This is a genomic window from Novosphingobium album (ex Liu et al. 2023) (genome assembly GCF_029076845.1).
Taxonomy (GTDB): Bacteria; Pseudomonadota; Alphaproteobacteria; order Sphingomonadales; family Sphingomonadaceae; genus Novosphingobium.
The window spans coordinates 87,201-111,657 of the sequence record NZ_JARESE010000028.1 but is presented as its reverse complement, the minus strand read 5'-3'; the positions used below and the strand labels follow the sequence as shown (position 1 = coordinate 111,657).

Annotated in this window: 19 protein-coding genes and 1 tRNA gene; 11 read left to right on the top strand and 9 right to left on the bottom strand. The window is 66.9% G+C overall.

What is annotated here, in order from left to right; all coding sequences use genetic code 11:
- Nucleotides 1–49 precede the first annotated feature (49 nt).
- The 8 genes from PYV00_RS09750 to PYV00_RS09715 all read left to right on the top strand — a co-directional run bounded on the left by PYV00_RS09750 (nt 50) and on the right by PYV00_RS09715 (nt 10,023).
- Entirely contained in the window at nt 50–535 is a 486-nt protein-coding gene (locus tag PYV00_RS09750) for a nuclear transport factor 2 family protein (RefSeq protein WP_275228072.1), read from the top strand.
- A 40-nt stretch (nt 536–575) separates the two neighbouring features.
- Nucleotides 576–1,829 carry an aromatic ring-hydroxylating oxygenase subunit alpha gene (locus tag PYV00_RS09745; protein WP_275228071.1) on the top strand — a complete coding sequence of 418 codons (1,254 nt, stop codon included), beginning with the start codon at nt 576–578 and terminating at the stop codon, nt 1,827–1,829.
- A 12-nt stretch (nt 1,830–1,841) separates the two neighbouring features.
- Nucleotides 1,842–2,207: a hypothetical protein gene (locus tag PYV00_RS09740; protein ID WP_275228070.1), complete on the top strand. Its 366-nt coding sequence runs from the start codon at nt 1,842–1,844 to the stop codon at nt 2,205–2,207.
- Between the two features lie 141 nt (nt 2,208–2,348).
- A complete protein-coding gene (locus tag PYV00_RS09735) occupies nt 2,349–2,954 on the top strand; it encodes a TetR/AcrR family transcriptional regulator (RefSeq protein ID WP_275228069.1) in 606 nt (201 codons plus the stop codon).
- A gap of 195 nt (nt 2,955–3,149) precedes the next feature.
- On the top strand, nt 3,150–4,523 hold the full coding sequence (locus PYV00_RS09730; protein WP_275228068.1) for a hypothetical protein: 1,374 nt from the start codon (nt 3,150–3,152) through the stop codon (nt 4,521–4,523).
- Nucleotides 4,520–5,959: an acyl-CoA reductase gene (locus PYV00_RS09725; protein ID WP_275228067.1), complete on the top strand. Its 1,440-nt coding sequence runs from the start codon at nt 4,520–4,522 to the stop codon at nt 5,957–5,959. The genes PYV00_RS09730 and PYV00_RS09725 overlap by 4 nt, the downstream gene beginning before the upstream one ends.
- 82 nt (nt 5,960–6,041) lie before the next feature.
- Nucleotides 6,042–8,633 carry a TonB-dependent receptor gene (locus tag PYV00_RS09720; protein WP_275228066.1) on the top strand — a complete coding sequence of 864 codons (2,592 nt, stop codon included), beginning with the start codon at nt 6,042–6,044 and terminating at the stop codon, nt 8,631–8,633.
- 112 nt (nt 8,634–8,745) lie between these two features.
- Nucleotides 8,746–10,023: an MFS transporter gene (locus PYV00_RS09715; protein ID WP_275228065.1), complete on the top strand. Its 1,278-nt coding sequence runs from the start codon at nt 8,746–8,748 to the stop codon at nt 10,021–10,023.
- A gap of 22 nt (nt 10,024–10,045) precedes the next feature.
- On the opposite strand, the gene PYV00_RS09710 is transcribed toward PYV00_RS09715, so the two are convergent.
- A complete protein-coding gene (locus tag PYV00_RS09710; protein ID WP_275228064.1) occupies nt 10,046–11,743 on the bottom strand; it encodes an FAD-binding protein in 1,698 nt (565 codons plus the stop codon).
- A 351-nt stretch (nt 11,744–12,094) separates the two neighbouring features.
- On the opposite strand from PYV00_RS09710, the gene PYV00_RS09705 reads away from it, so the two are divergent.
- Nucleotides 12,095–13,096: an alpha/beta hydrolase fold domain-containing protein gene (locus PYV00_RS09705; protein WP_275228063.1), complete on the top strand. Its 1,002-nt coding sequence runs from the start codon at nt 12,095–12,097 to the stop codon at nt 13,094–13,096.
- 131 nt (nt 13,097–13,227) lie between these two features.
- Here the strand turns inward: PYV00_RS09705 and PYV00_RS09700 are convergent.
- The 5 genes from PYV00_RS09700 to infA all read right to left on the bottom strand — a co-directional run bounded on the left by PYV00_RS09700 (nt 13,228) and on the right by infA (nt 15,377).
- Nucleotides 13,228–13,303 (bottom strand) — tRNA-Phe (locus PYV00_RS09700).
- Nucleotides 13,304–13,387: 84 nt separating this feature from the next.
- Nucleotides 13,388–13,555 (bottom strand): DNA gyrase inhibitor YacG, encoded by a 168-nt coding sequence (yacG, locus tag PYV00_RS09695; RefSeq protein ID WP_275228062.1) that lies wholly within the window; start codon nt 13,553–13,555, stop codon nt 13,388–13,390.
- Nucleotides 13,552–14,526, bottom strand: a complete 975-nt coding sequence (locus PYV00_RS09690; RefSeq protein WP_275228061.1) for a ribonuclease — start codon at nt 14,524–14,526, stop codon at nt 13,552–13,554. The genes yacG and PYV00_RS09690 overlap by 4 nt, the downstream gene beginning before the upstream one ends.
- Entirely contained in the window at nt 14,519–15,079 is a 561-nt protein-coding gene (locus PYV00_RS09685) for a Maf family protein (RefSeq protein ID WP_342803802.1), read from the bottom strand. The genes PYV00_RS09690 and PYV00_RS09685 overlap by 8 nt, the downstream gene beginning before the upstream one ends.
- 52 nt (nt 15,080–15,131) lie before the next feature.
- Nucleotides 15,132–15,377: a translation initiation factor IF-1 gene (gene infA, locus PYV00_RS09680; protein ID WP_058735963.1), complete on the bottom strand. Its 246-nt coding sequence runs from the start codon at nt 15,375–15,377 to the stop codon at nt 15,132–15,134.
- Nucleotides 15,378–15,583: 206 nt separating this feature from the next.
- Between infA and PYV00_RS09675 the strand changes: the two genes are divergently transcribed.
- On the top strand, nt 15,584–18,055 hold the full coding sequence (locus tag PYV00_RS09675; protein WP_275228059.1) for a TonB-dependent receptor domain-containing protein: 2,472 nt from the start codon (nt 15,584–15,586) through the stop codon (nt 18,053–18,055).
- Between the two features lie 53 nt (nt 18,056–18,108).
- Complete coding sequence (gene uvrC / locus PYV00_RS09670) at nt 18,109–20,052, top strand: excinuclease ABC subunit UvrC (protein WP_275228058.1); 1,944 nt, start codon at nt 18,109–18,111, stop codon at nt 20,050–20,052.
- A 10-nt stretch (nt 20,053–20,062) separates the two neighbouring features.
- On the opposite strand, the gene PYV00_RS09665 is transcribed toward uvrC, so the two are convergent.
- The 3 genes from PYV00_RS09665 to PYV00_RS09655 all read right to left on the bottom strand — a co-directional run bounded on the left by PYV00_RS09665 (nt 20,063) and on the right by PYV00_RS09655 (nt 24,379).
- The gene (locus tag PYV00_RS09665) at nt 20,063–20,902 is read right to left on the bottom strand and encodes a transcriptional regulator (RefSeq protein ID WP_275228057.1); all 840 of its coding nucleotides are present in this window, start codon (nt 20,900–20,902) and stop codon (nt 20,063–20,065) included.
- A complete protein-coding gene (locus PYV00_RS09660; RefSeq protein WP_275228056.1) occupies nt 20,899–22,068 on the bottom strand; it encodes a GNAT family N-acetyltransferase in 1,170 nt (389 codons plus the stop codon). The genes PYV00_RS09665 and PYV00_RS09660 overlap by 4 nt, the downstream gene beginning before the upstream one ends.
- Before the next feature lie 148 nt (nt 22,069–22,216).
- Nucleotides 22,217–24,379 carry a sodium-translocating pyrophosphatase gene (locus PYV00_RS09655; RefSeq protein WP_275228055.1) on the bottom strand — a complete coding sequence of 721 codons (2,163 nt, stop codon included), beginning with the start codon at nt 24,377–24,379 and terminating at the stop codon, nt 22,217–22,219.
- Nucleotides 24,380–24,457 lie beyond the last annotated feature (78 nt).

Sequence of the window (24,457 nt, the reverse complement as noted above, 5' to 3'; positions counted from 1 at the left end):
GGCGGGAGAGGGGCGTGCCCCTTTCCCGCCCGGCCGGGAGACGGAAACCATGCCAGAGATCACGCTGGAGCAGCGCGTGCGCCGGCTGGAGGCGTTGCGCGCGATCGATCGCCTGATCGGCGATCTGGGCCGCGCGTTCGATACGGGGCCCTCGGCGGCGGCGCTGCGGCGCCTGTTCGCGCCCGACGCGCGGTTCGTCATTGACCGCTACGGCACGCTCGAAGGCCGCGACGCGATCGCCGAGGGAGTGGCGGGCAATGCCGACACCGGCTTTTGCTGGACGTTGCACTACCTCGTCTCGCCGCGCGTCGAACTCGCTGCCGACGACCGGGCGGCCGATGTCGAGTTCTACCTTTGGGAAGTCGCGACGGCGGCCAGCGGCAGGGCCTACTGGATCGGCGGGCGTTATGAGGCGCGGGCCGTTTCCATGGACGGCGCCGAGTGGCGCTTCACCCGGCTGGAGCTGAAGGCCGACCTGATTTCCCATTACCCCGAGGGTTGGAATGCCAAGCCCGACGCGCTGGCCGAGGCATGAGCCGCGCGCCACGGACAACGATGCGAAGGAGTGCAACGACATGAACGATCTGGGCAGCACCGGGCTGCGTCCGGGCGCGGAAGCGCTCAGCCACCTTGGCCGGTCGGTGGAGGCGATCCGCGCCGAACTGGGCATCGATCCCGTCTCGGTGGAAGCGATCCGCGATCCGGCGATCTATGCGCTGGAGCGCGAGAAGATCTTCCGGCGCGCCTGGCTGAAGGTCGCCACCGCATGGGAGATTCCCGCGATCGGCGACTACAAGGTGAAGGAACTGCCGGTGGCGGACGCATCGGTCCTCATCGTGCGCGGCAAGGACGATCGCATCCGCGCGTTCCACAATGTCTGCACCCATCGCGGCAACAAGGTGGTGCCGACATCCGATTTCGAGACGTTCGGCCGCGCGCGCGCCAATGTCGTCACTTGCCGGTTCCATGGCTGGGTGTTCGGCACTGACGGCCCGTTGCGCTCGGTGCCGCTGGAAGGCAGCTTCGGCACGCTCGACAAGGCGTGCCTGGGCCTGCGCGAGATCGCCTGCGAAAGCTGGGAAGGCTTCGTCTTCATCAACTTCGCCGATCCGCCCGAGCAGAGCCTGCGCGAATATCTCGGCGATTTCGCCACGCTGTTCGGCGGCTATCCCTATGCAGAGGCGACGACCGCGTTCCGTTATTCCACCGTGCTGGAATGCAACTGGAAAGTCGCGCTCTATGCCTTTTCCGAAGGCTATCACGTGCCGACCATCCATGCCGGATCGCTGCCCGGCTTCCGGGGCATCGAACATGCCGATTTCAAGCTGATCGGGCCGCACGCCTCATCGACGATCTATGGCCTGGGCATGGAAGCGGCGGAATCGACCGCGCGCTTCGCCGGGCTGTTCCACGCCGGCACCGATCACGGCCCCCGGCCCGATCTGCTGCCGCCGGGAATCAATCCCACCGGGCGCAGCGATTTCCAGTTCGAACTGCCGAACATCTTCCCCAACCTGCTGATCCACCTGGCCTCGGGCTGCGGTTATCCGGGCATGGCCTATTTCACCCACCAGTTCTGGCCGCTCGATCACGGGCGCACCTTGTGGGAAGGGATCAATTACTTTCGCCCGGCGCGCAATGCGGCCGAGCGGGTGGCGCAGCTTCACGTCAACGCGCTGCACCGCAATGCCTGGCTGGAGGATACCGCCACGATGGAGGACACCTTCACCGGCATCCGGTCAGGCGCGATCGACGAGATGCAGCTGATGGATCAGGAATTCCTCATCCGCCATGCCGCCCGCACGCTCGACAGCTATCTGGCGGCCTGAGGAGAGACGATGATGAGCGCCACCATGACTTTGCCCGAGGGCTTCGCCGACCTTGCCGAACTGGCCGCCCGCTGGGCCCGGCCGACCGAAAATGCCCGCAGCGCCATTCGCTGGACCGCGTCGGCCGAGGATTTCGCCGCGCTCCACGCCGCGATGATGCCCCGGCTCGACGCTGTCCTGGCGCGGCTGGAAGGCTGCCCGCTCGATGGCATGGACTCGGCCGAGACCCGGCTGTTCTGCCTGGCCGCCGCTTTCGCCGAAGCGGCGCCGCATCATGAGCTTTACGGCGGCAGCGCCGAAGTGCCGCACAGCTTTTCCGCCCGTCGCTTCGTACCCGGCCATGGCGACACGCCATCCTGGTCCACCGCCTTGCGCTGACGCGAAGCAAGACGTGCCGGAAAGGGCGATCGCGCGTTTCCGGCACGCTTTTCGTTGCGCAAGCCTTGCCATGCGCGGCTTCCCATCCCTATTCCCTATGTTCGACAGGCGCCGCCGCCGCGCCGACGACGGGATTGGGCGATGAGCAACAAGGAAGTTTCCGATATCGCGCCGGCGCCCCGGCGGCCCGATGCGCGCGCGATCCGTTCGAAAGAAGCCTTGCGGCAATCGCTGAGGGCGCTGATGGCGGAGCGGCCGTTCAAGCAGATCACCATCAAGGACATCACCAGCCATGCGGGCGTGAGCTATCCGGTGTTCTTCCGCCAGTTCCGCAATATCGAGGACATCTTCAACGACATCGCCGTGTCCGAAGTGGACGCGATGCTCGAATTCGCGATGCTGAGCTTTCATGAAGGCGATGCCTCCAGCGAGCAGATGTGCCGTTACCTGATGGATAACCGCGTCATCTGGCAGTCGCTCTTCGCGGCGGGCGCTTCGCCCACGATGCGCGAGCGGTTCGCCCGCAGGGGCATCGAAACGGCGCGCACGTTCGGCCAGCGCCGGCCCGAGATGCCGCTGGAACTGGCCGCCACGATCGTTTCCGGGGCGATCTTCGAAGCGCTGGGATGGTGGTTGCGCCAGCCCGACGACTTTCCCATTGCCACCATCCAGCACGTGCTCGACACCTTTGTGATAGAGCCCGCCAACCATCGGCTGGCATTGTTGATCGCGCGCGAGCTGGGCTGACCACCGGCGGCCGGCCGAAGCCGGATTTCCGATAGCCCGGCCTTTCCGCAAGGCCCGCGCCGAGCCAAAAATCCTCCGTAAAAACGCGCAGCCGTCGAATTATCGATCGCTCGCTTGCCAGAACCCTATTTCCGTAATACGTGTAACGAAAATAGGGTGCGCAGCCGATGCGCGCCGCTGGGAAGAGGTGGTTTGATGGCAACGATGGCAACGTCTGGCAAGCAGAGCGCGGTAGAACAGCTTACCGCGCTTCTGGATGCCCCGGACGCTTACGACACCGCGCACGAAGCGATCCTGCCGTTGCAGATCGAGGCTGCCCAGGCGCTGTTCGTGGAGCAGGTGGAGGCGATCAAGCTGCTCGGCAATCGCGCCCGGAGCGGCAATGTCGATGCCATCCGCAGCGCGGCCGACATCGTCCCGCTGCTGTTCGCCCACACCGCCTACAAGAGCTATCCCGAAAGCTGGCTGACCGAGCGCAAGTGGGATCGCCTGGGCAAGTGGCTCGAAACCGTGTCAGCCACCCCCGTGACCGGCGTCGACCTGACCGATGTGACCGACATCGACGATTGGCTGGGCCGGTTGCAGGCCGCGGGTCATTTCGTTTCGTGCAGCAGCGGCACCACCGGCAAGTGCGCGATGCTGGATGCCACCGCGCAGGATCTGGCCTGGGCCCAGCGCGAGGTCGTGCGCTCGATCAGTTGGGGCGCCAATATCGAGGCGGCGCAGGACCGGCGCCTGATCGGCACTGGCGCAGTGGCGCATTCGGCGCGCAACAACGTGACCAAGAACGGCATCGTCGGCGGCTTTTCCCGGCTCGACGTGGAGCCTTACCAGCCGCCGGTCCCGCCGATCACGATCGGCGCGATCACCGGCATGGTGGCGATGCGCAAGGCGATCGGGGAGGGCACCGCCTCGCCCGACGACATCGCCGCGTTCGAGGAGACCTCGGCCGCGCGCGCCGCAGCCGTCGAGGCATCGTATGACATCACCGCCGATGCCTTGATCGAGGCGCGCGGCGACAAGCTGTTCATCCTGGGCATGTGGGCGGGGCTGCACCGCGTCGCGATGATCGTGCGCGAACGCGGCTATGGTGCGAAGGATTTCCACCCGGACAACGCCCTCTATGTCGGCGGCGGCCTCAAAGGCGCGGTCCTGCCTCCCGATTACCGGCAGTTCATCTCCGAGACGTTCAATCTCTCGCCCGAGCGCGAATTCCACATGTACGGGATGCAGGAGATTAACGCCGCGCTGCCGCGATGCCAGGCCGGGCGCTATCACGTCCCGCCCTGGGTGATGCTGCTGCTGCTGGACGAACCGGGCGAGACCCTGGTCGAGCCGACGCCGGGTATCGAGCAGGAAGGGCGCGCCGCCTTCTTCGATTTCTCGGTGCGCGGGCGCTGGGGCGGCGTCATTTCCGGCGACAAGATCATGGCCGATTACGGCCCCTGCGCCTGCGGCGCGAAAAGCCCTTCGATCCGCGACAACATCGTGCGCTATGCCGATCAGGTGGGCGGGGACAAGATCAGCTGCTCCGGCACGATCGACGCTTATGTGCGGGGGGCGGCATGAGCGTGCTGGATACGGTCGCGCCCGATGTGCTGGCCGCGCCTTTCTTCGTGCGCGGGCAGGTGGTTGAAGGCGGCGCGGTGCGCCATCGTTCGCGCGATCTGGGCGCCGACTTCGCCACGCCCGAGATCGAGCTGAACGCCGTCGTCACGCCGCGATCGGAACTGCCGCCGCTGCTTGACGTCAAGCTGTCGGAAATCATCGACTTCCTGGTGGAGACGAGCGAACGGCTCACGCTGTCGCGCAATCCCCATCTGCAGCAATGCCTGGAACTGCTGTCGGCAACCAATCCGCTGCCGCTGCGCGTGGTCGAGAACCTGTATCGCGAGGCGCCGCACTATATGTCGCGCGCCGCGCTGGAAGGGATGATCGCATCCAACTTTTCGCGGCCCGAGGCGCTGGACGGCTGGGTGAAGCGCAGCGATCCCAATGGCAACCAGGGCGCCGTACGCGCCTTTCCCCCGCGCATGATCCACATGCTGGCGGGCAATTCGCCGGCCGGCTGCATCAGCTCGATCGCGCAGGGCGCGCTCGTCAAGGCGGTGAACCTGTTCAAGATGCCGTCGAGCGATCCGTTCACTTGCGTGGCGGTGCTGCGCACGATGGCCGAGATTGATCCCGAGCATCCCGTGGTCAAGTCCATGTCCGCGATCTACTGGCGCGGCGGCGATGCGCAGATCGAAGGCATCCTCTATCGGCCGCAGTATTTCGACAGGATCGTCGCCTGGGGCGGCGGCGATGCCATCAACAACGTGATCCGCTACTTGGGGCCGGGCATCCAGCTCGTATCGTTCGATCCCAAGTCCTCCATCTCGATGATCGGGCGCGAGACTTTCGCCAGCGATGCCAGCATCGCCGAGGCGGCCGAGCGCGCGGCGCAGGACACCACCGTCTACAACCAGGAAGCCTGCCTGGCGAGCCGGTTCATCTTCGCCGAAGGCGAGGAGGCCGATATCGAGCGGTTCTGCGCGAAGCTCGCCGAGCGGCTGGCGCTGGACCGTGCCTATGCCTCTGCCATGGCGCCCCCGCTCAGCCTCGAAACGGGCGAGGAAGTGGAGATCCTGCAAGCAATGGGCGAATTGAAGGTCTGGGGCGGCAAGGACGGGCGAGGCATGGTGATCCTGTCCGACGAGCCGGTCGATTTCCACCCCAGCAACAAGACGTCCAACGTCGTGCGGGTCAAGCGGCTGGAGGATGCGGTGCGCCACGTCAACGTGGCGACGCAGACGATCGGGATCTGGCCGCCCGAGCGCAAGGGCGCCTTGCGCGACAGCCTGGCCGCGGCGGGTGGCCAGCGGATCTGTCGGCTGGGCACGGCCAACCTGCACGTATCGGGCGGTCCGCACGATGCGATGTATCCGCTTGAACGCTTCGTGAAGTGGATCGGTGATGACGACATCATCGTGGGTGAATCCAACCCTGTTTTCGCAGCGGAATGAATTTCCAAGTCAATACCTAAGCACCCCGGACAAAGGGCCAAAGCCACCGGGTACAACAAGATACTTTCAGGAGACGATTGCCATGACTATTGGGGGGAAGGCCGCTCTCGCGGCTGGTACGGCGCTTGCGTTCGGTTTCGGCATGGGGGCGCCGGCCTTCGCGCAGGCACCGCAGGACGGGGAGCAGCACGCGGCGGGGGCCGACATCATCGTGACGGCGCGGCGCGTGGAGGAACGGCTTCAGGACGTTCCCATCTCGATCACGGTGTTCAACCAGGAACAGCTTTCCAGTCGTGACGTGGTCAACGCGTCCGATCTTGCGACGTTCACGCCTTCGCTTTCGACCAATTCGAACTTCGGCCAGGAGAATTCCAGCTTCGCCATTCGTGGCTTCGTCCAGGATGCGGGCACGCCGCCCTCGGTCGGCGTCTATTTCGCGGACGTGGTGGCCTTGCGCGGCCCGACCCAGGGCACCCAGGCGGGCGACGGCGCCGGGCCGGGCAGCTTCTTCGACCTGCAGAACGTGCAGGTGCTGAAAGGCCCGCAAGGCACGCTGTTCGGCCGCAACACCACCGGCGGCGCGATCCTGTTCGTGCCCAAGAAGCCGACCGCGCAGTTCGAAGGCTATGTCGAAGGGTCGCTGGGCAATTACGGCCTGCGCCGCCTGCAGGGCGCGATCAACCTGCCGCTGGGCGATGATGCCCGCGTCCGCTTCGCCGCCGATCGCATGAAGCGCGATGGCTGGCTGCACAACCGTTCGGGCATCGGGCCCGACAACTTCAACGATGTCGACTATCTGGCGCTGCGCGCCAGCCTGGTGGTCGATCTCACGCCCGATCTGGAGAACTACCTCATCGTGTCCTACAACCGTTCGGACACGAACGGCAGCGTCCAGAAGGCGATCGGCTGCAACCCCACCGGCTACGATCCGGTCAACCCCGCCACGGGCCTGGGGAACTTCATCGGCGTCCTGTCATGCGGGCAGCTCGCGGCCGAGCGGGCGGCCGGTTTCGGCTTCTATGACATGCAGCAGGCAGTGGCCAATCCGCGCTCGCTGCTGGAAACCTGGCAGGTGATCAACACCACGACCTGGCAGGCCAGCGACACGCTGGCGATCAAGAACATCATCAGCTACGGCCAGCTCAAGAATTTCCAGCGCACCGCCCTGTTCGGCACGAACTGGACGACCGACAATCTGCCCGCCCCCTATCCGCAGCTCTTCTTCCAGGGCGCGACGCGGATCTTCACGGGCATTTTCCCGATCCCCGGCCGCAACTCCGCCGAGCAGTCCACCTTCACCGAGGAATTGCAGCTGCAGGGCAGCGCGCTGGACGGGCGCCTGACCTATCAGGCGGGCGGCTATCTGGAAGTCAGCAATCCGCTGTCGGAGATCGGCAACCAGTCAAGCCAGCTGATCCAGTGCGCGGATCTGGCCAATCTGGTCTGCACCGATGTCTATGGCGCCGCTTTCACCGCAGCCACCAATGCCGGCCGCGCGGCGGCCGGGCTGCCGCCATTGCCCGCCCCGATCAACGTCGGCGTGGTCAATTTCACCGGCGGCAAGACCTCGTTCCGCAATGTCGGCCTCTACACGCAGATGACTTATGCGCTGACCGACCAGCTCAAGCTGACGGGCGGCCTGCGCTACACCTGGGATCGTCAGGAGAACGAGGCGACGCGCATCGGCTATCGCTTCCCCGCCTTCACCAGCCAGGTGATCCGGGCCTGCACCGATCCGGCGACGGCGCCCGATTGCAGCGCATTCCAGCGCGCGAAGTCCGACAAGCCGACCTGGCTGCTGAGCCTTGATTACAAGCCGGCCAATGATATCCTGCTCTATGCCAAGTACGCGCGCGGTTATCGGGCGGGCGGCGTGTTCACCAATGCCCCCAGCGACTTGCGCAGCTTCAAGCCGGAAAAGGTCGACAGCTACGAACTGGGCCTGAAATCCAGCTTCAGCGGTGCGGTGCGCGGCACGTTCAACATCAGCGGCTTTTATAACGACTTTACCAACCAGCAATTGCAGTTCGGTGCCTCGCCGCGCGTGATCAACGGCGTGCCGGCCCCGGTTTCCAACACCACCGCGATCATCAATGCCGGCCGTTCGCGGATCTACGGCGTCGAGGTGGAAGCATCGCTGACGCCGTTCGACGGCCTGACGCTCGACACCAGCTATTCCTATCTGAACGCGACGATCCGGGAAATCGCGGCGGTCTCCACGAACGATCCCAATTACCAGATCTCCGCCACCGCGATCAAGGCGGGCTCGGAGCTGACGCTGTCGCCCAAGCACCGCCTCACCGCCACCGGCACTTATACGCTGCCGATCGACGAGAGCATCGGGCGCATCAGCATCGGCGCGACCTATACCTACACCGCGAAGCAACGCACCAACTACGTCTATCTGCCGCCGAGCGTTGCCGGCGCTCCCGATCTGGGCGCGCTGTTCGGCGCCGATCTGGGCCTGCTGGGCAGCACCAGCCTCGTCAACCTCAACCTCAGCTGGAACGGCGTGGCCGGGCTGCCGATCGATCTGGCCGCCTTCGCCACGAACGTGACCAAGGAGAAGTACTACACCTATATCCCCGGCCTGGGCGTCGGCGGCCTGGAGTCGGCCGTGGTCGGCCAGCCGCGCTTCTACGGTATGCGCCTGCGCTACCGCTTTGGCGACTGACGCACCGGGCACGCGCGCCGGAGGGTCTGGCCGTGGTGGCCTGACCTTCCGGCCCGCATCATGGCGCCGGCGAGCCATTGCCGGACCGGCCTTTTTTCGCGCGGGAGAGATCATGGTGAGCCCGGACAAGGCGACAGGCCTGAACGAATGGAAATCCGGCTGGACGCTCGTGCTCGCCTCGGCGATCGGGTACTCGTTCTATTCGGTGATGATCGGCGGGCTCGGCCTGTTCATGGAGCCCTTGGACAAGGCGTTCGGCTGGAGCCGGGCGCTGCTGTCCTCCGGGCCGGGCATCGCGACAGTGATCACCGCGATCCTCTCGCCCTTCTTCGGCACCCTGATCGACCGGGTCGGCACGCGGCGGCTGGTGCTGCCAGGGCTGGTCCTGACGATCATCACGATGGCCGCCTTCGGCCTCGTCACCGGCGCGGCCTGGCAATGGCTGGCCTTGTGGGTGGTTTACGGCATCGTTTCCACCAGCCTCAAGTCCACCGCCTGGACGGCGGCGGTGCTGGGGGTGTTCACGGGATCGCGCGGGCTTGCGCTGGGCCTGATGATGTCGGGCCTTGCCTTGTCGCAGATCCTGTTGCCGCCGCTGGGCAACTGGCTGATCGCCGAGCTGGGCTGGCGCGCCGCCTATGTCTGGCTGGCGCTGGGCTGGGGCGGGGTCGCCCTGGTGTTCTGCCTGCTGTTCTTCTTCGACGTTCACGATCGCGAGGCGGAGCGACGCCGGCAGAATGGCACCACGCGCGAGCAGGAGCCTTCGGCAACGCTCGATCTGCCCGGCCTCACGATCCGCCAGGCCTGGCGCAACGCGGCGCTGTGGCGCATCGGGATTTCCAATCTGGTCGTGATGGCGCTCACCAACGGGCTGGCCATCCATCTCTTCCCGATCCTGACACAGGCCGGCGTATCGCGGGCCAATGCCGCCTGGCTGACATCGCTGGGCGGGATCGCGGCCATCGCCGGCAAGCTGCTGACCGGCGTTCTGCTCGATCGCTTCCGCCCCAACTGGATCGGCGCGCTCACGTTCGGCACGGCCGCGGCATCGTTCCTGCTGCTGATGGACAATGTCCGCTCACCGGGGCTGATCGTGCTGGCGCTGGTGGTCAATGGCTATGCGGCGGGCACCAAGATGCAGATCGCCGGCTTCCTCACCGCCGGCTATGGCGGGATGCGGAATTTCGGCGCGATCTACGGCGTGATGGGCGGCCTGCTCGCGCTGGCGGGCGGGATAGGGCCGATGGCGGCGGGGCTGGTCTACGATCTGGCCGGCAGCTACGGCCCGTTCCTCGCCGCGGGCGGCATCGGCTGCGCGCTGTGCGGGCTGCTGATCCTGACGCTGCCGCGCTATCCCGACTGGCAGGCGCACGAGGCGGCGCCGGCGTAGAACGCGCCACCGCCTCCCGTGCTTACAGCCCCAGCCGCGCAACTTCCTGTTCCAGCAGGCGGCTGGGCTCGCCCATTGCGTGGCGCGCGGCCAGCCAGCCGCCGGTCATGCCGCGCGCGTTGGAAATGCCGCTTTGCATGACCGCGCCAGTCTCCATCCGCGCGGCCGAATTGCCCGCCGCATAGAGCCCCGCGATCGGTTGGTCGTCCCAGCCCAGCACGCACCCGTGCGGATCGGTGAGCAGGCCGGTGGAGGGGATGGCCGTGCCGCCCATGCGCTTCAGCTCGACGGCGTAGAACGGGCCCTTGGCGATCGTGCCCAGGTTCGGATGCGGCTGGTTGAACGGATCGCCGCACATCCAGGCGCTCCACGGATGCGTGCCGCGCCCGAAATCGGGGTCCTCGCCCCTGGCGGCGTGCTCGTTGAACCGGGCGACGGTGTGCTCCAGCCCGGCCGGATCGACGCCGATCTTCGCCGCCAGTCCCGCCAGGGTATCGGCCTGCGCGCCGAAGCCCTCCGGCCAGTCCTGCCCCGGCATGATCGACATGAGCGGGTATTTCTCGCGCGACTGGCTGTCGATGATCAGCCAGCAGGGAAAATTGGGATGCGACTGGTCGCCGCCGTCGATCACGTCGATCGTGTAGTAGAACGAGCGGTAGAACGCCTCGTTGCCAAAGCGCCTGCCCTTGCGGTTGACCACGATCGCGTGGGGCTGGCCGATCACCGGCAGCGCGGTGCGCCACAGCGGCATCCCTTCCTCGTCCTCCTCGCCGGGAATGACGAAGCCCAGCGAAGTGATGTCCGGCACCCGCGCGATCCGCGCGCCCAGCGGGCCGGCCAGCCGGAAATTGGCGCCATCGACCGTGGAGAACACCATCGACCCCAATTCAAGCTGCTGGCCCAGCGTCCTGTTGTAATCCTGCCGCCGCTCGAAGCTGCTGACCGCGACGAGGACGCCCTTGTCCGCCCGGACGAACAGATCCCGGCCATCGCGGCTGACGCGCACGCCGACCACACGATGGCCATCGGCGATCAGTTCCTCGGCACTGGCGCCGGTCCACATCGGGATGCCGCGATCGAGCACGCCCTTGACGAAATAGGCCGCGAGGCCGGGCCCCAGGCAGCGCTCGTCGCGCGTCAGGCGTTCGCCCATCAGCGCGAAATCCCACTTCATCATGTTGGCCGTGCCGCCCGCCGCGAACATGTCATGATGCGTCATGCCATAGGGCATCTGCGGCGAAAGCCGCGTGTGGGGCTGCCACTCGCCCAGCTCGGCGCCGGGGAAGGGGACGCATTCGAGCATACGGCCTTCGGCGACGGCGTGGTCGTTATGGCGATAATAATAGTCCGGGCAATCGCGGATGACCGTCATGCGCAGGCCGATCCGCTCCTCGAAATACTTCAGCGCGTGGCGCGCGTGGATCACCTTGTTGAGGATGGCCAGATCGCTGCCATAGCCCATCGACAGCGTCTTGAGATAAAGGAAACCCTCTTCCACCGAGTCCGCAAGGCCGGCTGCGGCGGCCAGGTGATTGCCCGCCACCCAGACCTCGCCCATCGACAGCGCGGTGACGCCGCCCACTTGCCCGGACTTTTCCAGCACCAGCGCGCTCGCGCCCCTGTCATGGGCCGTGATCGCGGCGGCCAGGCCGCCGATCCCCGAACCGATCGAGACGAAATCGACTTCCAGATCCCATTGCCCGGGCAAGTTGGTAATCATCGCGCGGCACTCTCCCTGTGACCAAACCCGCCATCGCGAACGGTCGCGGCACCTGGCCGGGGCCGATCCGTGGCTTTGTTCGTCAGGCTGTTGGCGAACGGCCGGGCTGTCAAGTTATAGCCGCGCCGCGCTGGCATTCGTGTACGCAGCAGCGAAGGCACGCCCGCTGCTGTGCCCATCTCGACCAGCGATGGCGAGCGCCCGAGGCTAACCGTGCGGATACTCGTCCACCGGCGTGAGCAATCGGCTTTGGGAGGTTGCGGATATCGCCAGGCTGGTAGAGGATGCCGGCGCGGCACCGAAGAAACCGGGACCATACAAAAGACCGCGAAGGACAAGGAGGAGACGGGCATGGGCGTTGGCAACATCACGGGAACCGCGACCGAGGGAGGCGTGCACGTTCCGGCCCGCACGATACCCGCCCCGTCAACCGTGAGCGTTGAGGCGCAGGCGTTCCTGTCCAGCCCGCCCATGATGGGCGAGGGCCATCCGTCCGATCTCAACGACAAGGAGGCGTGGCGGGCCTGCCTTGAGGCCGCCGATGCGATGCTCAGCGCGGCAATGGCCGTCAACGTCGAGCGATTCCCGGCGCAGATCATCACGCACCAGGTCGGCGCGGTGCCGGTCTACGAGGTCGTGCCGCAGGGCATGGCACCCGATACGGCCGATCGCGCCATTTTCTATCTCCATGGCGGTGCCTATGTGCACGGGTCGGGCCTGGCGGCCGCCCATATGGCCCTGCCACTCACGACCATGGCGCAAGTCAGGGCATTTTCGATCGATTACCGGATGCCGCCCGATCACCCCTTCCCAACTGGCCTTGATGATACGGTCGAGGCATACCGGTGGCTGCTCGAACGCTTTGATGCACGCAATGTCGTCGTTGTCGGCGGTTCCGCCGGGGGTGGCCTGGCCGCCTCGTTCATGCTGAAAGCTCGCGACCTGGGCCTGCCGCTGGCCGGCGCTTGCGTGCTGGCCACGCCCGAAGCCGATCTCACCGAAAGCGGCGACACCTTCGAGACGAACGACACGATCGACGTTGTGCTCAAGCACCGGCTGACGCAAACCATCGCGCTCTATGCCAACGGTCACGATCTTCGCGATCCCTATCTCTCGGCCGTGTTCGGCGATTTCGGCAAGGGCTTTCCGCCGACAATGCTGGTCTCCGGGACGCGCGACCTGTTCCTCTCCAACACGGTGATCTTGCATCGCGCCCTTCTGCGCGCGGGATGCGAGGCGGAACTGCACGTCTGGGAGGCGATGCCGCACGGCGGCTTCTTCGGTGCGCCGGAGGACGGCGAGGTTCTGCTGGCAGAGGCGGACTTTATCCGAAGAAAGCTGCGGATCGGCTGACAGGCAATCGGGTCAGCGACTTCGGAGGGTACTTTCGGGGTGATCCCCGGTGAACTGGAAGGTGGTGCCCCCAATCGGACGAAGTCCGAACCACAAACAATGCCTGCAGCAGCGTTCGAGCAAAGCGAGAATGGTGCCCGGGGACGGAATCGAACCGCCGACACCATGATTTTCAGTCATGTGCTCTACCAACTGAGCTACCCGGGCGTCGCTTCGGCGGCGGCCCCGAAGGACCGGCGAGCGATGGAGCAGCGCCTATGGCGAAGCCGGGCGGGCTTGGCAAGCCCCCAATCAATCGTCCGGGTCGATATCGGGCGGCAGCGCGGGACCGGGCAGGGCATAGCCATCGTCGAGCCAGCGCACCAGGTCGCGGTCGCGGCAGCGCTGCGAGCAGAACGGGCTGTGTTCGGCCACGCGGGGCTTGCCGCAGATCGGGCATTTGCGTTCGGAGCGAGTCATGATGCGATGGCCTGCGCGAAACCGGCCGCGATCGCAAGGCCCGCGTCTTCGCGCCAGGCGATCGCGCGGCCGGTGCGGCGGGCCAGTTCCACTTCCCATTTAGGCGTGACGGCGGCGCGGACCGCCGGATTGGCGGTGAGTTCCAGCGTTCCCGGCATGTCCACGCGCTCGGCCAGGCGCAGCAGCAGGCGCGCGGCGGCGGCCACGCGATCGCGCGCCAGCCGGTGGACCAGCGAGGGCCGTTCCAGCCGGGCGACAAGCTGGACGAAGCCGAAGCCGTTCATCGCCGTGCGCTGGTGCGGCCAGTCGGCCAGCGCCAAGGCCAGCGCCTCGTCCACCGCGCGGCGATCCTCCCGGCGTTCGAGCGAGGGGAAATCGATGCCGATGGCGCCGCCCAGATCGAACTGGCGGATCGCCCGCGCCAGCGCCGGTATCGCGGCGAGCGACAAGGCGCGCGGCGGCAGCGTGCCGTCGATGTCGATCAGCGTCATGGCCGGGGTGGGGCTGACGATGAGGCCGCCGCTCTCGAACGCGATCTGGCCGTCCCAGGCATCGGTGAACAGCTCGGGCCAGGGATCGTCGGGAAAGCGCCGGACCACGCGCACCGCGTTCCCCTGAGCCGCCAGCGCGGCCGCAAGGGTGGGCGCGGGGCGAGGCGGGGCATCGGTCAGCCGGGCTTGCGCGCGCTTGTGGCGGCCCGTTTCGGCGATCGCGGCGCGCGTGACTTCGGCACGGAGCGGCGCGCCTTCGCTGGCTTCGCGCGGGAGGTTGTCGATCAGCGCTTCCTCGCCGCCGGGGAAGCGCAGCGTGCCCCGGCTCGATCCGGCGCGCCGCGCGACCAGCACGGCATCGGCGATTTCGCCGGGCGCGAGGCGCCCCGGCCAGTCAAGCCGTGCGGCGATGACTGCGCCGCCATCCAGCAGGATCGCGCGATCCTCGCCAATCCCCTGTTCGACCAGCCACTCAGCCAATTGCGAAGCCCGCCGCCTTGAGCAGCGCGCGCGTTTCGAACAGCGGCAGGCCGACGACGCCCGAGTGGCTGCCGGAAATCCACGCGATCAGCCCTTCGGCAGCCCCCTGGATGGCATAGCCCCCCGCCTTGCCCGCCCATTCGCCGCTGGCGATGTAGTCGGCGATCTCGGCTTGCGAGAGCGGCTTGAACCGCACGATCGTTTCGGACAGGCGCTCGTGCAGCGAACCGTCGGGCGCCTTGAGCGCGATCGCTGAAAGCACGCGGTGGCGCCGGCCCGAGAGCAGCGCCAGGCATTGCCGCGCGGTCGCCGCGTCTTCCGTCTTGGGCAGAATGCGGCGGCCGGCCGCGACCACGGTGTCGCCCGCCAGCACGTGCGCGCCTTCGCCGGGTACGGCCAGCGCCTTTTCCCGCGCCATGCGCCGGGCATAATCGCGCGGCACCTCGCGCGGGCGGGGCGTTTCATCGATGTCGGCTGCCCGGATATCCACCGGGACCAGGCCCAGCCGGGCGATCAGTTCGCGTCGGCGCGGGCTGGCCGAGGCGAGGATCAATCGGGGGGCGGGTTGTCCGCCTTCGGGCGGGCCACTGCTTGGCGGCAAGGCGTCAATACGAGCCGGGGCCGCCACGACCGGGCATGAAGCGGTACGTGATGCGCCCCTTGGTCAGGTCATAAGGCGTGAGTTCGACGAGCACTTCGTCACCCACCAGCACGCGGATGCGGTTCTTGCGCATCTTGCCGGCAGTGTGACCGAGGATTTCGTGACCGTTCTCCAGCTCTACGCGGAACATCGCGTTGGGAAGGAGTTCGACCACCTTCCCACGCATCTCGAGGAGTTCTTCTTTCGCCATTGGCGATCAGTTTCCGTTGGGTTCTTTGTTCATTGCGGCGCGACATAGCCATCGCCGCGCCAAATTGGAAGCCTCGGCGGTTCATCTGTGCGTAAACCGCCTTGCGACAAATTAATACCCGAACCGCCCTTGCCTCTCCGCCCGCCGCCGGTCATTTCGGCGCTCGGGAAGGAAAGGGCAGTTTTCGGCGCTTTGGAGATCATATTTTGCGTTCTCTCTTCCTCGTTTCCCTCATTGCCGCCGCTTCTCCCGCCGCTCTCGCGGCGCAGGAAACCGGCGCGCCCGCGGCGCCGGCCACGGGCACCGATGACGCGCCGCAGCACGATCAGGACATCACGGCGATCGGCAACGAGATTCTCGTCATCGCCGATCGCATCAAGGGCCAGGTCGATACCGCGCAGCCCCCGATCCTGACGCTGGACGAGGAAGATGTCGCCTCCTATGGCGTGTCCTCGATCAGCGAACTGCTCGACGCGATCGCGCCGCAGACCTCCAGTGGGCGCGGCCGGGGCGCGGGACGCCCGGTGGTGCTGCTGAACGGCCAGCGGATCGCGAACTTCCGCGAAATGCGCAGCGTTCCGCCCGAAGCGATCCGGCGCGTGGAAGTGCTGCCCGAGGAAGTGGCGCTGCGCTTCGGCTATCCGCCCAACCAGCGCGTGGTCAATTTCATCCTCAAGGACAAGTTCTCCAGCAAGCAGGCGGCCGGCGAGTACAACCTGCCCACGCGCGGCGGCTATGACAATTACGAACTGGAAGGCAGCCTGTTCCGCGTGGAGGGCGCGGCCCGGATCAACCTTGAGGCCAAAGTCACCGAAAGCTCGATGCTGACCGAGGCCGAACGTCACATCAAGCAGGAAGCGGACGCCATTCCGACGGTGGCGACCGATCCCGATCCGGCCGATTATCGCAGCCTGATCGATTCAAGCCGGGAGATCACGCTCAACGGCTCCTGGGCCAAGGGCATCGGCAAGGGTGGGCTGGGCGGCTCGCTCACCGCCAGTGCCGCCTATACGCGCAGCGACAGCCGCTCGCTTTCCGGGCTCGATACCGTGCGGCTGACCGACCTCGATGGCGCCAGCGAGCTGCGCAGCCTGGGCGATCCGCTGGCGCGCCGCTCGGGCAGCGATACGTTCGAAGGCGGGCTGGCGCTGAACAAGCCGCTTGGTTCCTGGCAGCTTACCGCCACGGCCGATGGCAGCTATGCCGATGCGTTGACCCGGGTGGACCGGCGGGCCGACACCCGCGCACTGGTCGATGCCGCCGCCGCTGGCGATCTTGACATCGCCGGCGCGCTGCCGGCGGTGGCCGATGCCGGCTATGATCGCGCGCGTTCGAAGACGCTGACGGTCGGCTCGCTGGTGACGGTATCGGGCAAGCCGTTCTCGCTGCCGGCGGGCGATGCCGCGCTGACGCTGCGCGGCGGCTTCGATTACAACCGCAGCAACAGCAACGACACGCGCACCGCGATGGGCAGCGTGGTGTTCGATCGCAGCGATGCCTCGGCCGGCCTGAACCTGTCGCTGCCGCTCACCAGCCGCCGCGACGGCGTGCTGGGCGGGGCGGGCGACGTCTCCCTCAATTTCAGCGGCGGGATCGATCACTTGTCGGACTTCGGTTCGCTGTTCGACTGGAGCGCCGGGCTGACCTGGAAGCCGACCGAGAAGCTCAGCCTCCAGGCCAGCTACCTGACCGACGAGGCCGCGCCCACGCTGGCGCAGCTGGGCGCGCCGCAAGTGCAGACTTTCAACGTGCCGATCTACGATTTCATCCGGGGAGAGGCGGCGCTCGTCACCGTGACTTCGGGCGGCAATCCCGATCTGCGCAAGGAAAAGCAGCGCGACGTCAAGATCTCGGCGAACTGGGAACTGCCGTTCCTGCAACGCTCGAACATGATCGTCGAATATTTCCGCAACAGTTCGTCCGACGTGACGCAGGCTTTTCCGCTGCTGACGCCCGCGATCGAGGCCGCGTTCCCCGACCGCGTGACGCGCGATGGCGAGGGCCGGCTGATCGCGATCGATCGCCGCGCGGTGACGTTCGACAAGATCGAAAGCGCGCATATGCGCTGGGGCTTCAACCTTTCGGGCAGCCTGGGCCCGCAGCCGGCCGGCGGCGGCGGGCGCGCGGGCGGGCGCGGCGGCCCCGGCGGCCCCGGCATGATGGGCGGCCCCGGATTCGGCCCGCCCGGTGGCGGCGCGGGCCGCTGGAACATGTCGATCTATCACACCTGGCGCTTTACCGACCGCGTGACGATCGCGGCCGGCGGTCCGGTGCTCGATGCGCTGAAAGGCGATGCGATCGCGGCGGGCGGCGTCGCGCGCCATGCGTTGGAATTCGAAGGCGGGCTGTTCAAGAACGGCATGGGCCTGCGGCTCAACGGAAGCTGGACGGCGCCCGCAACCGTGCGCGGCAATGGTCTGCCCGACAGTTCGGACTTGCGCTTCGGCAGCGTGTTCAATGTCGATGCACGGCTGTTCGTCGATCTGGGCCAGCGCAAGGGCCTGGTCGAGAAAATGCCGTTCCTGAAGGGCGCGCGGCTGTCGTTCACCGTGGATAACCTGCTCGATTCGCGTCAGAAGGTGACGGACGACAACGGGCAGGTGCCGCTGGCTTACCAGCGCGGCTATCGCGACCCGCAAGGCCGGGTGATCGGCATCGATTTGCGCAAGATGTTCTGAACCGCCGGCCGGCGGGGCTCCCCAACCGGGCGCGTATCGCCTATCTGGCGGGAATGTCTCGCACGCCGGCCGGCACACCCGATCACCCCCAGGGGCAGGAGCGCTTCCACGAGGATCGCGCTACCTACACCGTGCGCGGGTCCGACCAGCCTGATCTGGCCAGGGGCTGCGAAGTGATCCGCGACACGGTGCGCACGCTGCCGCCCACACCCGGCGTCTATCGGATGCAGGACGCGCGCGGTGAAGTGCTCTATGTCGGCAAGGCGCGCGCGCTGAAGAACCGCGTGGCGAATTACACGCAGGTCGATCGCCTGCCCGGCCGGTTGCAGCGCATGGTCAGCCAGACGCGCAGCATGACGATCGTCACCACCAATTCGGAAGCCGAGGCGCTGCTGCTGGAAGCGCAGTTCATCAAGCGCTTTCGCCCGCCGTACAATGTTTTGCTGCGCGACGACAAATCGTTCCCGTTCATTTTGCTGCGCGCCGATCATGCCTTTCCGCGCATCATGAAGCATCGCGGCGCGCGCAAGGCGAAGGGCGATTACTATGGCCCGTTCGCCAGCGCGGGATCGGTGAACACCACGATCAACGCCTTGCAAAAGCTGTTTTTGCTGCGCTCGTGCACCGACAGTTTCTTCGCGCGGCGCGATCGACCCTGCCTGCTCTATCAGATCAAGCGCTGCTCGGCGCCTTGCGTCGGCCGGATCGACGAAGCGGGCTATGCCGAGCTGGTGCGCGAGGCGAAGGACTTCCTGGGCGGCAAATCGAGCGCGGTGCAGCGCAAGATCGAGGAGCAGATGGCCCAGGCCGCACAGGCGCTCGATTTCGAGCGCGCGGCCATGCTGCGCGACCGGCTGCGGGCCGCGACTTTCATCCAGGGCAGCCAGGCGATCAATGCCGAGGGGCTGGCCAATGCCGATATCTTCGCGATGGCCAGCAAGGGCGGGCAGATCGGCATCCAGGCCTTCTTCATTCGCGGCGGGCAGAACTGGGGCCATCGCGCGTTCTTCCCCACCCACACCGAGGACTTGCCCGAAGGGGAAGTGCTGCAAAGCTTCCTGGCCCAGTTCTATGAGGAAGTGCCGCCCGCGCGCTGCATCCTGGTCGATCGCGACTTGCCCGAAAGCGCGCTGCTGGCCGAGGCGCTGCGCGCGATGGCGGGGGGCAAGGTGGAAATCTCGGTGCCGCAGCGCGGCGCGCGGCGCCGGCTGATCGCGCAGGCGACGCGCAATGCGGTGGAGGCGCTGGACCGCCGGCTGGCCGAACGCGGCACGCAGGCCAGGATCATGGCCGAACTGGCCGAATTCCTGGAACTGGCCGAGCCGCCCCGGCGCATCGAGATCTACGACAACAGCCATATCCAGGGCACCAAGGCGGTGGGGGCGATGGTCGTCGCCGGGCCCGAGGGCTTCCTCAGGAACCAGTACCGCAAGTTCAACATCAAGGCGGCGCAGTCCAACGACGATTTCGCGATGATGCGCGAAGTCATGACGCGCCGGTTCGGCCGCGCGATCGAGGAAGATCCCGATCGCGATGCCGGCACCTGGCCCGATCTCGTGCTGATCGACGGCGGCAAGGGACAGATGAGCGCGGTGCGCGAGGCTGTCGAGGAACTCGGCATTGAGGATGTGCCGCTGATCGCCATCGCCAAGGGGCCGCACCACGGCCGCGAAGGGCGCGAGGTGTTCCATTTCCCCGACGGGCGCGAAAAGATGCTGCCGGTCAATTCGCCGCTGCTGTTCTATCTTCAGCGCTTGCGCGACGAGGTCCACCGCTTTGCCATCGGCGCGCATCGCGAGAAGCGCAGCCGTGCCATCACCGCCAGTCCGCTCGACGAGATTCCCGGCATTGGCCCGGCCCGCAAGCGCGCGCTTTTGCTGCATTTCGGTACGGCGGGCAAAGTGCGCGCGGCCAGCCTGGAGGATTTGCAGCGCGCGCCCGGAATCTCGGTGGCGGTAGCGCAGACGGTCTACGATTTCTATCACCCCGGCGGGTGAATGCCGCGCCTTATCCGGTCGCGCCCACCTTGCGCAGCAGGCGCCAGCCATAGGCCTTGGCCAGATTGCGGTGCGGCCAGCGGCCGGTGCTCGCGGGTTTGAGGCCGATGCGGCGCAGCACGCTGTTGAACGCGCGGGCATCGGCTTCGGCGAAGCTCCATTCGGACCGCCAGGTGATCGACAGCGAGATCGAGGGCGCCGGCCCGTTGCGCACGAAATGCGGCGCCATCACCGGCACGAACAGCGCCTCCCCCGGGCCGATGGCGAATTCGCGGCCGCCGGCCGCCAGTTCGTCGCGCCAGTGCAGTTCGCGTCCGCCGCCGGTGTGGTAGGTCTCGTGCACTTCGTCGGGCGCGTAGAGCGCATCGCCGGCGGGAAACTGGGTCATGACTTTCGATCCGCGGATCTGCAGCAGGATGTTGTGCTCGGGATCGAAGTGATAGGGCGTCACCCCGTTGGGTGATGTGACGAAGACGAAGCCCTGCGTCTTCAGCATCTTGCCGGTGCGCGCTTCGATCGCGGGGCGAAGCTCGTCAAGCAGTTCGGCCAGCAGGCCGGCATAGGCGGGCACCTGCTCGATGTTCTTGAGCGCGGCCCAGCTGTTGCTGCGCTCGATATTGCGGATCGTCTCGCCGATCGGGATGCCGGTGGGCGTCGGCTTGCCGTCGATGCCGATGGGCTGGTCGGCGAAATTGTATTCGATCGAGGCTTCGGGCAGCGTTTCCGCCAGGGTCGCCAGCGCGTCCAGCTCCATCAGCGGATGGTGATCCAGCCTGTGGACGAGTTTGTGGGGAACCTCGGGATAGGCGGCGGAAAACGCCTCTCGGGCTTCGGGTGGAAAGATGCTCATGGGTCCTGTCCTGCGGGGTTGCGAGCGATTTCGGCGTGGACGAACAGGCCGAACAGCGCGCGCCGCAAGCGCCCGCCGATGGCGATCGAAAGCCGGCCGACGGCGCGGCGCTCGCGCCAGAAATGGTCGATCATCGGATGGTCGGCGGCGGCGCAGCTATCGCTCCAGTCGACATCGGCGTGTTCGAGCATCGCCAGGTTCTCGCGCTGCAGCAGCACGCCGGGCGAGAAGCGGGCATAGTCCTCGTCGAACGCGGTCTTGAACGAATAGGCGCCGGGCGGCGTGACGAAGGTGGCCAGCATGGCCAGCGGCCAGCCGTTGAGCGAAAGGCTGAGGCGTTCAAGCCGGCCGCGCTCGGCGGCCCCGGTCAAAGCCTCGCGGAACAGCGCGGTGGTGGCCAGGTTCGAGGCGAGGGCGGAGCCCGCCTTGCCTTTCCAGCCCGATTCCTCCAGCGCCAGGAACGAATCGATCCAGTGGCGCAGATCGGCATCGTCGGTATGGCGCGTGATTTCGACCGAGCCTTCCTCGGCCAGCCGATTGGCCTGGCGGCGCAATTCCTTGCGCTTCTTGCCCGAGAGCGAGGCTTCCAGATAAGCGTCGGGCGCCAGGTCCGACGAGAGCATCGCGCGGCTTTCGCGATGGACGATCTCGGCCTGCCGCCACTCGCCGGCCAGCACGCCTTCGAGCGCGGCGTGCATCGGCCCGCCCAGCGGGATGCCGCGCAAGTGCAGGAACAGCGCGAGGCCGGGCGCGCGATCGGCCCAGCGCAGCAGTGCTTGCCAGAACGGCACTTCGCTGCCTTGCGCCACCAGCGGCACGCCGCAGAAGCAATTGGCATGGAGCCAGTTGGCAATGTTCGGCACTGGCCAGCGGTAATAGCGCGCCGATCGCACGATCGGCAGCAGCCCCGCCAGCCGCCCGTCCTCCTCATAGCGCAGTATCGCCACTTCGCCTTCGCGGGCGAGATGCGTGAGCGAGGGGAGCAGGTACCAGCTTTCGAAGAAGGGATTGGGCTCGCTGGCGCGCGCGGCCAGGGCATCCCAGGCCTCGATCTCGCCGGCCAGGTCGCGCCAGGGCACGCAGGTGATCCGCCCGGCAGGCAGCGCGCCGCGCGCCGGGGCCGCTTGCCCGGCGGGTCGGAGCTGGAACTGCGCCCTGGTCGCCACCCGTTAACCTTCGCACCACGCGGCTTACGATGCCGCAGGATCGGGTCTAGCAGCGGTTGCTCAACGAAATGCTAATGGTTGGCGGCAAATGAAAAGCCCCGCCCGGCATGAACCGGACGGGGCTTTCCCGGTTCCACACGGGATGGGGTCAGCCAGTCGCCAGCGCGGCCAGCAGCAGCAGCGCGACGATGTTGGTGATCTTGATCATCGGGTTCACGGCGGGGCCCGCGGTGTCCTTGTAGGGATCGCCCACGGTATCGCCCGTCACGGCCGCCTTGTGGGCTTCGGAGCCCTTGCCGCCGTGATGGCCGTCCTCGATGTATTTCTTCGCATTGTCCCACGCGCCGCCACCCGAGGTCATCGAAAGCGCCACGAACAGGCCGCCGACGATCACGCCCAGCAGCAGCGCGCCCAGCGCGGCGAAGCCGTTCTCCGGCCCGGCGACCCACGAGATCACGAAATAGACCACGATCGGCGCGAGCACTGGCAGCAGCGAGGGCACGATCATTTCCTTGATCGCCGCCTTGGTCACCAGGTCGACCGTCCGGGCGTAGTTCGGCCGCGAGGTGCCGGCCATGATCCCCGGATCGGCGGCGAACTGGTCGCGCACGTCCTTCACCACGTCACCCGCCGCGCGGCCCACGGCGGTCATGCCCATCGAGCCGAACAGGTAAGGCAGCAACGCACCCAGCAGCAGGCCGACGATGACGTAGGGGTTCTCCAGGCTGAAATCGACCTCGAGATCGGGGAAGAACACGCCAAGATCGGTGGTATAGGCGGCGAACAGCACCAGCGCGGCCAGGCCGGCCGATCCGATCGCATAGCCCTTGGTCACGGCCTTGGTGGTGTTGCCCACTGCGTCGAGCGCGTCGGTCTTCTCGCGCACGCTGTCATCCAGGCCGGCCATCTCGGCAATGCCGCCGGCATTGTCGGTGACGGGGCCATAGGCATCGAGCGCGACGACCATGCCCGCCAGCGCCAGCATGGCGGTGGCCGCATAGGCGATGCCGATCAGGCCCGCGAGCTGGTAGGCGATGATGATGCCCGCGACGATCACCAGCGTGGGCAGCGCGGTCGCCTCAAGGCTGATCGCAAGGCCCTGGATGACATTGGTGCCGTGGCCGGTTTCCGAAGCCTTGGCGATCGACTTCACCGGGCGGAAGTTCGTGCCGGTGTAGTATTCGGTGATCCAGATGATCAGCCCGGTGATGACGAGGCCGAGCATGGAGCACCAGAACAGGTCCATGCCGGTGAAGCCGCCGATCGTATCGGATACCACCGGCAGGTCAGCCGCATCGCCGCTCAGCGGCGCCAGATCGCCCGGCCCGGCGCCGCCGATCACGGTGTTCATGTCGCCCAGCGCCAGCTGCGTCATGTACCAGATCGCCGGGATCGAGAGGATCGCGGTGACGAGGAAGCCCTTGTACATCGCGCCCATGATGTTCTTGCCGCCGCCCAGGCGGACGAAATAGGTGCCGATGATCGAAGTGACGATGCAGGCGCCGCCGATCAGCAGCGGCAGGCTCATCAGCCCCATCAGGTTGTCCGCGCCCTTCATCAGCAGCGCGGTGAGCACCATGGTGGCGCCGACGGTGACGACGTAAGTCTCGAACAGGTCGGCGGCCATGCCGGCGCAGTCGCCCACGTTGTCGCCCACGTTGTCGGCGATCACCGCCGGATTGCGCGGATCGTCCTCGGGAATCCCGGCCTCGACTTTGCCGACAAGGTCCGCGCCCACGTCGGCCGCCTTGGTGAAGATGCCGCCGCCCAGACGCGCGAAGATGGAGATCAGCGAGGCGCCGAAGGCCAGCGCGGTCAGCGCCTCGACCACGGTGCGGTCCTCGCCGCCGACGGTGTAGCCGCCCGGCCCGGTCAGGTACCAGAAGAACACCGAGATCGCGAGCAGCGCGAGGCCGGCCACCAGCAGGCCCGTGATGGCGCCGGCGCGGAACGCCAGCGTCAGCCCTTGCTGCAGGCCTTTCTGCGCGGCGGCGGCGGTGCGCACGTTGGCGCGGACCGAAATGTTCATGCCGATGAAGCCGGCCACGCCCGAAAGGATCGCGCCGATCACGAAGCCGATCGCCGAAATGTGCCCCAGCGTCGCCAGGATGACCACCGCGACGACCACGCCGACGATCGCGATGGTGGTATATTGCCGTTTCAGATAGGCCTGCGCGCCTTCCTGGATGGCCGCGGCGATTTCCTGCATTTTTTCGTTGCCGGCCGATGCACTGAGCACCTGACGGCTGGTGACAAGGCCGTAAACGAGGGCCAGAAGCCCCAGACCAATCGCGATCGTGATCAGATTCACAGAACGCCCCCTCCTGCTTATCTTGTGTTTGTCACGGCTATTTCTGCCGCACAAGAGGAAGGGCTAAGGCCAAGCCCT

Coding starts and splice junctions, on each gene's coding strand:
- PYV00_RS09750 (WP_275228072.1), top strand. CDS start 50: ATGCCAGAGATCACGCTGGAGCAGCGCGTGCGCCGGCTGGAGGCGTTG.
- PYV00_RS09745 (WP_275228071.1), top strand. CDS start 576: ATGAACGATCTGGGCAGCACCGGGCTGCGTCCGGGCGCGGAAGCGCTC.
- PYV00_RS09740 (WP_275228070.1), top strand. CDS start 1,842: ATGAGCGCCACCATGACTTTGCCCGAGGGCTTCGCCGACCTTGCCGAA.
- PYV00_RS09735 (WP_275228069.1), top strand. CDS start 2,349: ATGAGCAACAAGGAAGTTTCCGATATCGCGCCGGCGCCCCGGCGGCCC.
- PYV00_RS09730 (WP_275228068.1), top strand. CDS start 3,150: ATGGCAACGATGGCAACGTCTGGCAAGCAGAGCGCGGTAGAACAGCTT.
- PYV00_RS09725 (WP_275228067.1), top strand. CDS start 4,520: ATGAGCGTGCTGGATACGGTCGCGCCCGATGTGCTGGCCGCGCCTTTC.
- PYV00_RS09720 (WP_275228066.1), top strand. CDS start 6,042: ATGACTATTGGGGGGAAGGCCGCTCTCGCGGCTGGTACGGCGCTTGCG.
- PYV00_RS09715 (WP_275228065.1), top strand. CDS start 8,746: ATGGTGAGCCCGGACAAGGCGACAGGCCTGAACGAATGGAAATCCGGC.
- PYV00_RS09710 (WP_275228064.1), bottom strand. CDS start 11,743: ATGATTACCAACTTGCCCGGGCAATGGGATCTGGAAGTCGATTTCGTC.
- PYV00_RS09705 (WP_275228063.1), top strand. CDS start 12,095: ATGGGCGTTGGCAACATCACGGGAACCGCGACCGAGGGAGGCGTGCAC.
- yacG (WP_275228062.1), bottom strand. CDS start 13,555: ATGACTCGCTCCGAACGCAAATGCCCGATCTGCGGCAAGCCCCGCGTG.
- infA (WP_058735963.1), bottom strand. CDS start 15,377: ATGGCGAAAGAAGAACTCCTCGAGATGCGTGGGAAGGTGGTCGAACTC.
- uvrC (WP_275228058.1), top strand. CDS start 18,109: ATGTCTCGCACGCCGGCCGGCACACCCGATCACCCCCAGGGGCAGGAG.
- PYV00_RS09665 (WP_275228057.1), bottom strand. CDS start 20,902: ATGAGCATCTTTCCACCCGAAGCCCGAGAGGCGTTTTCCGCCGCCTAT.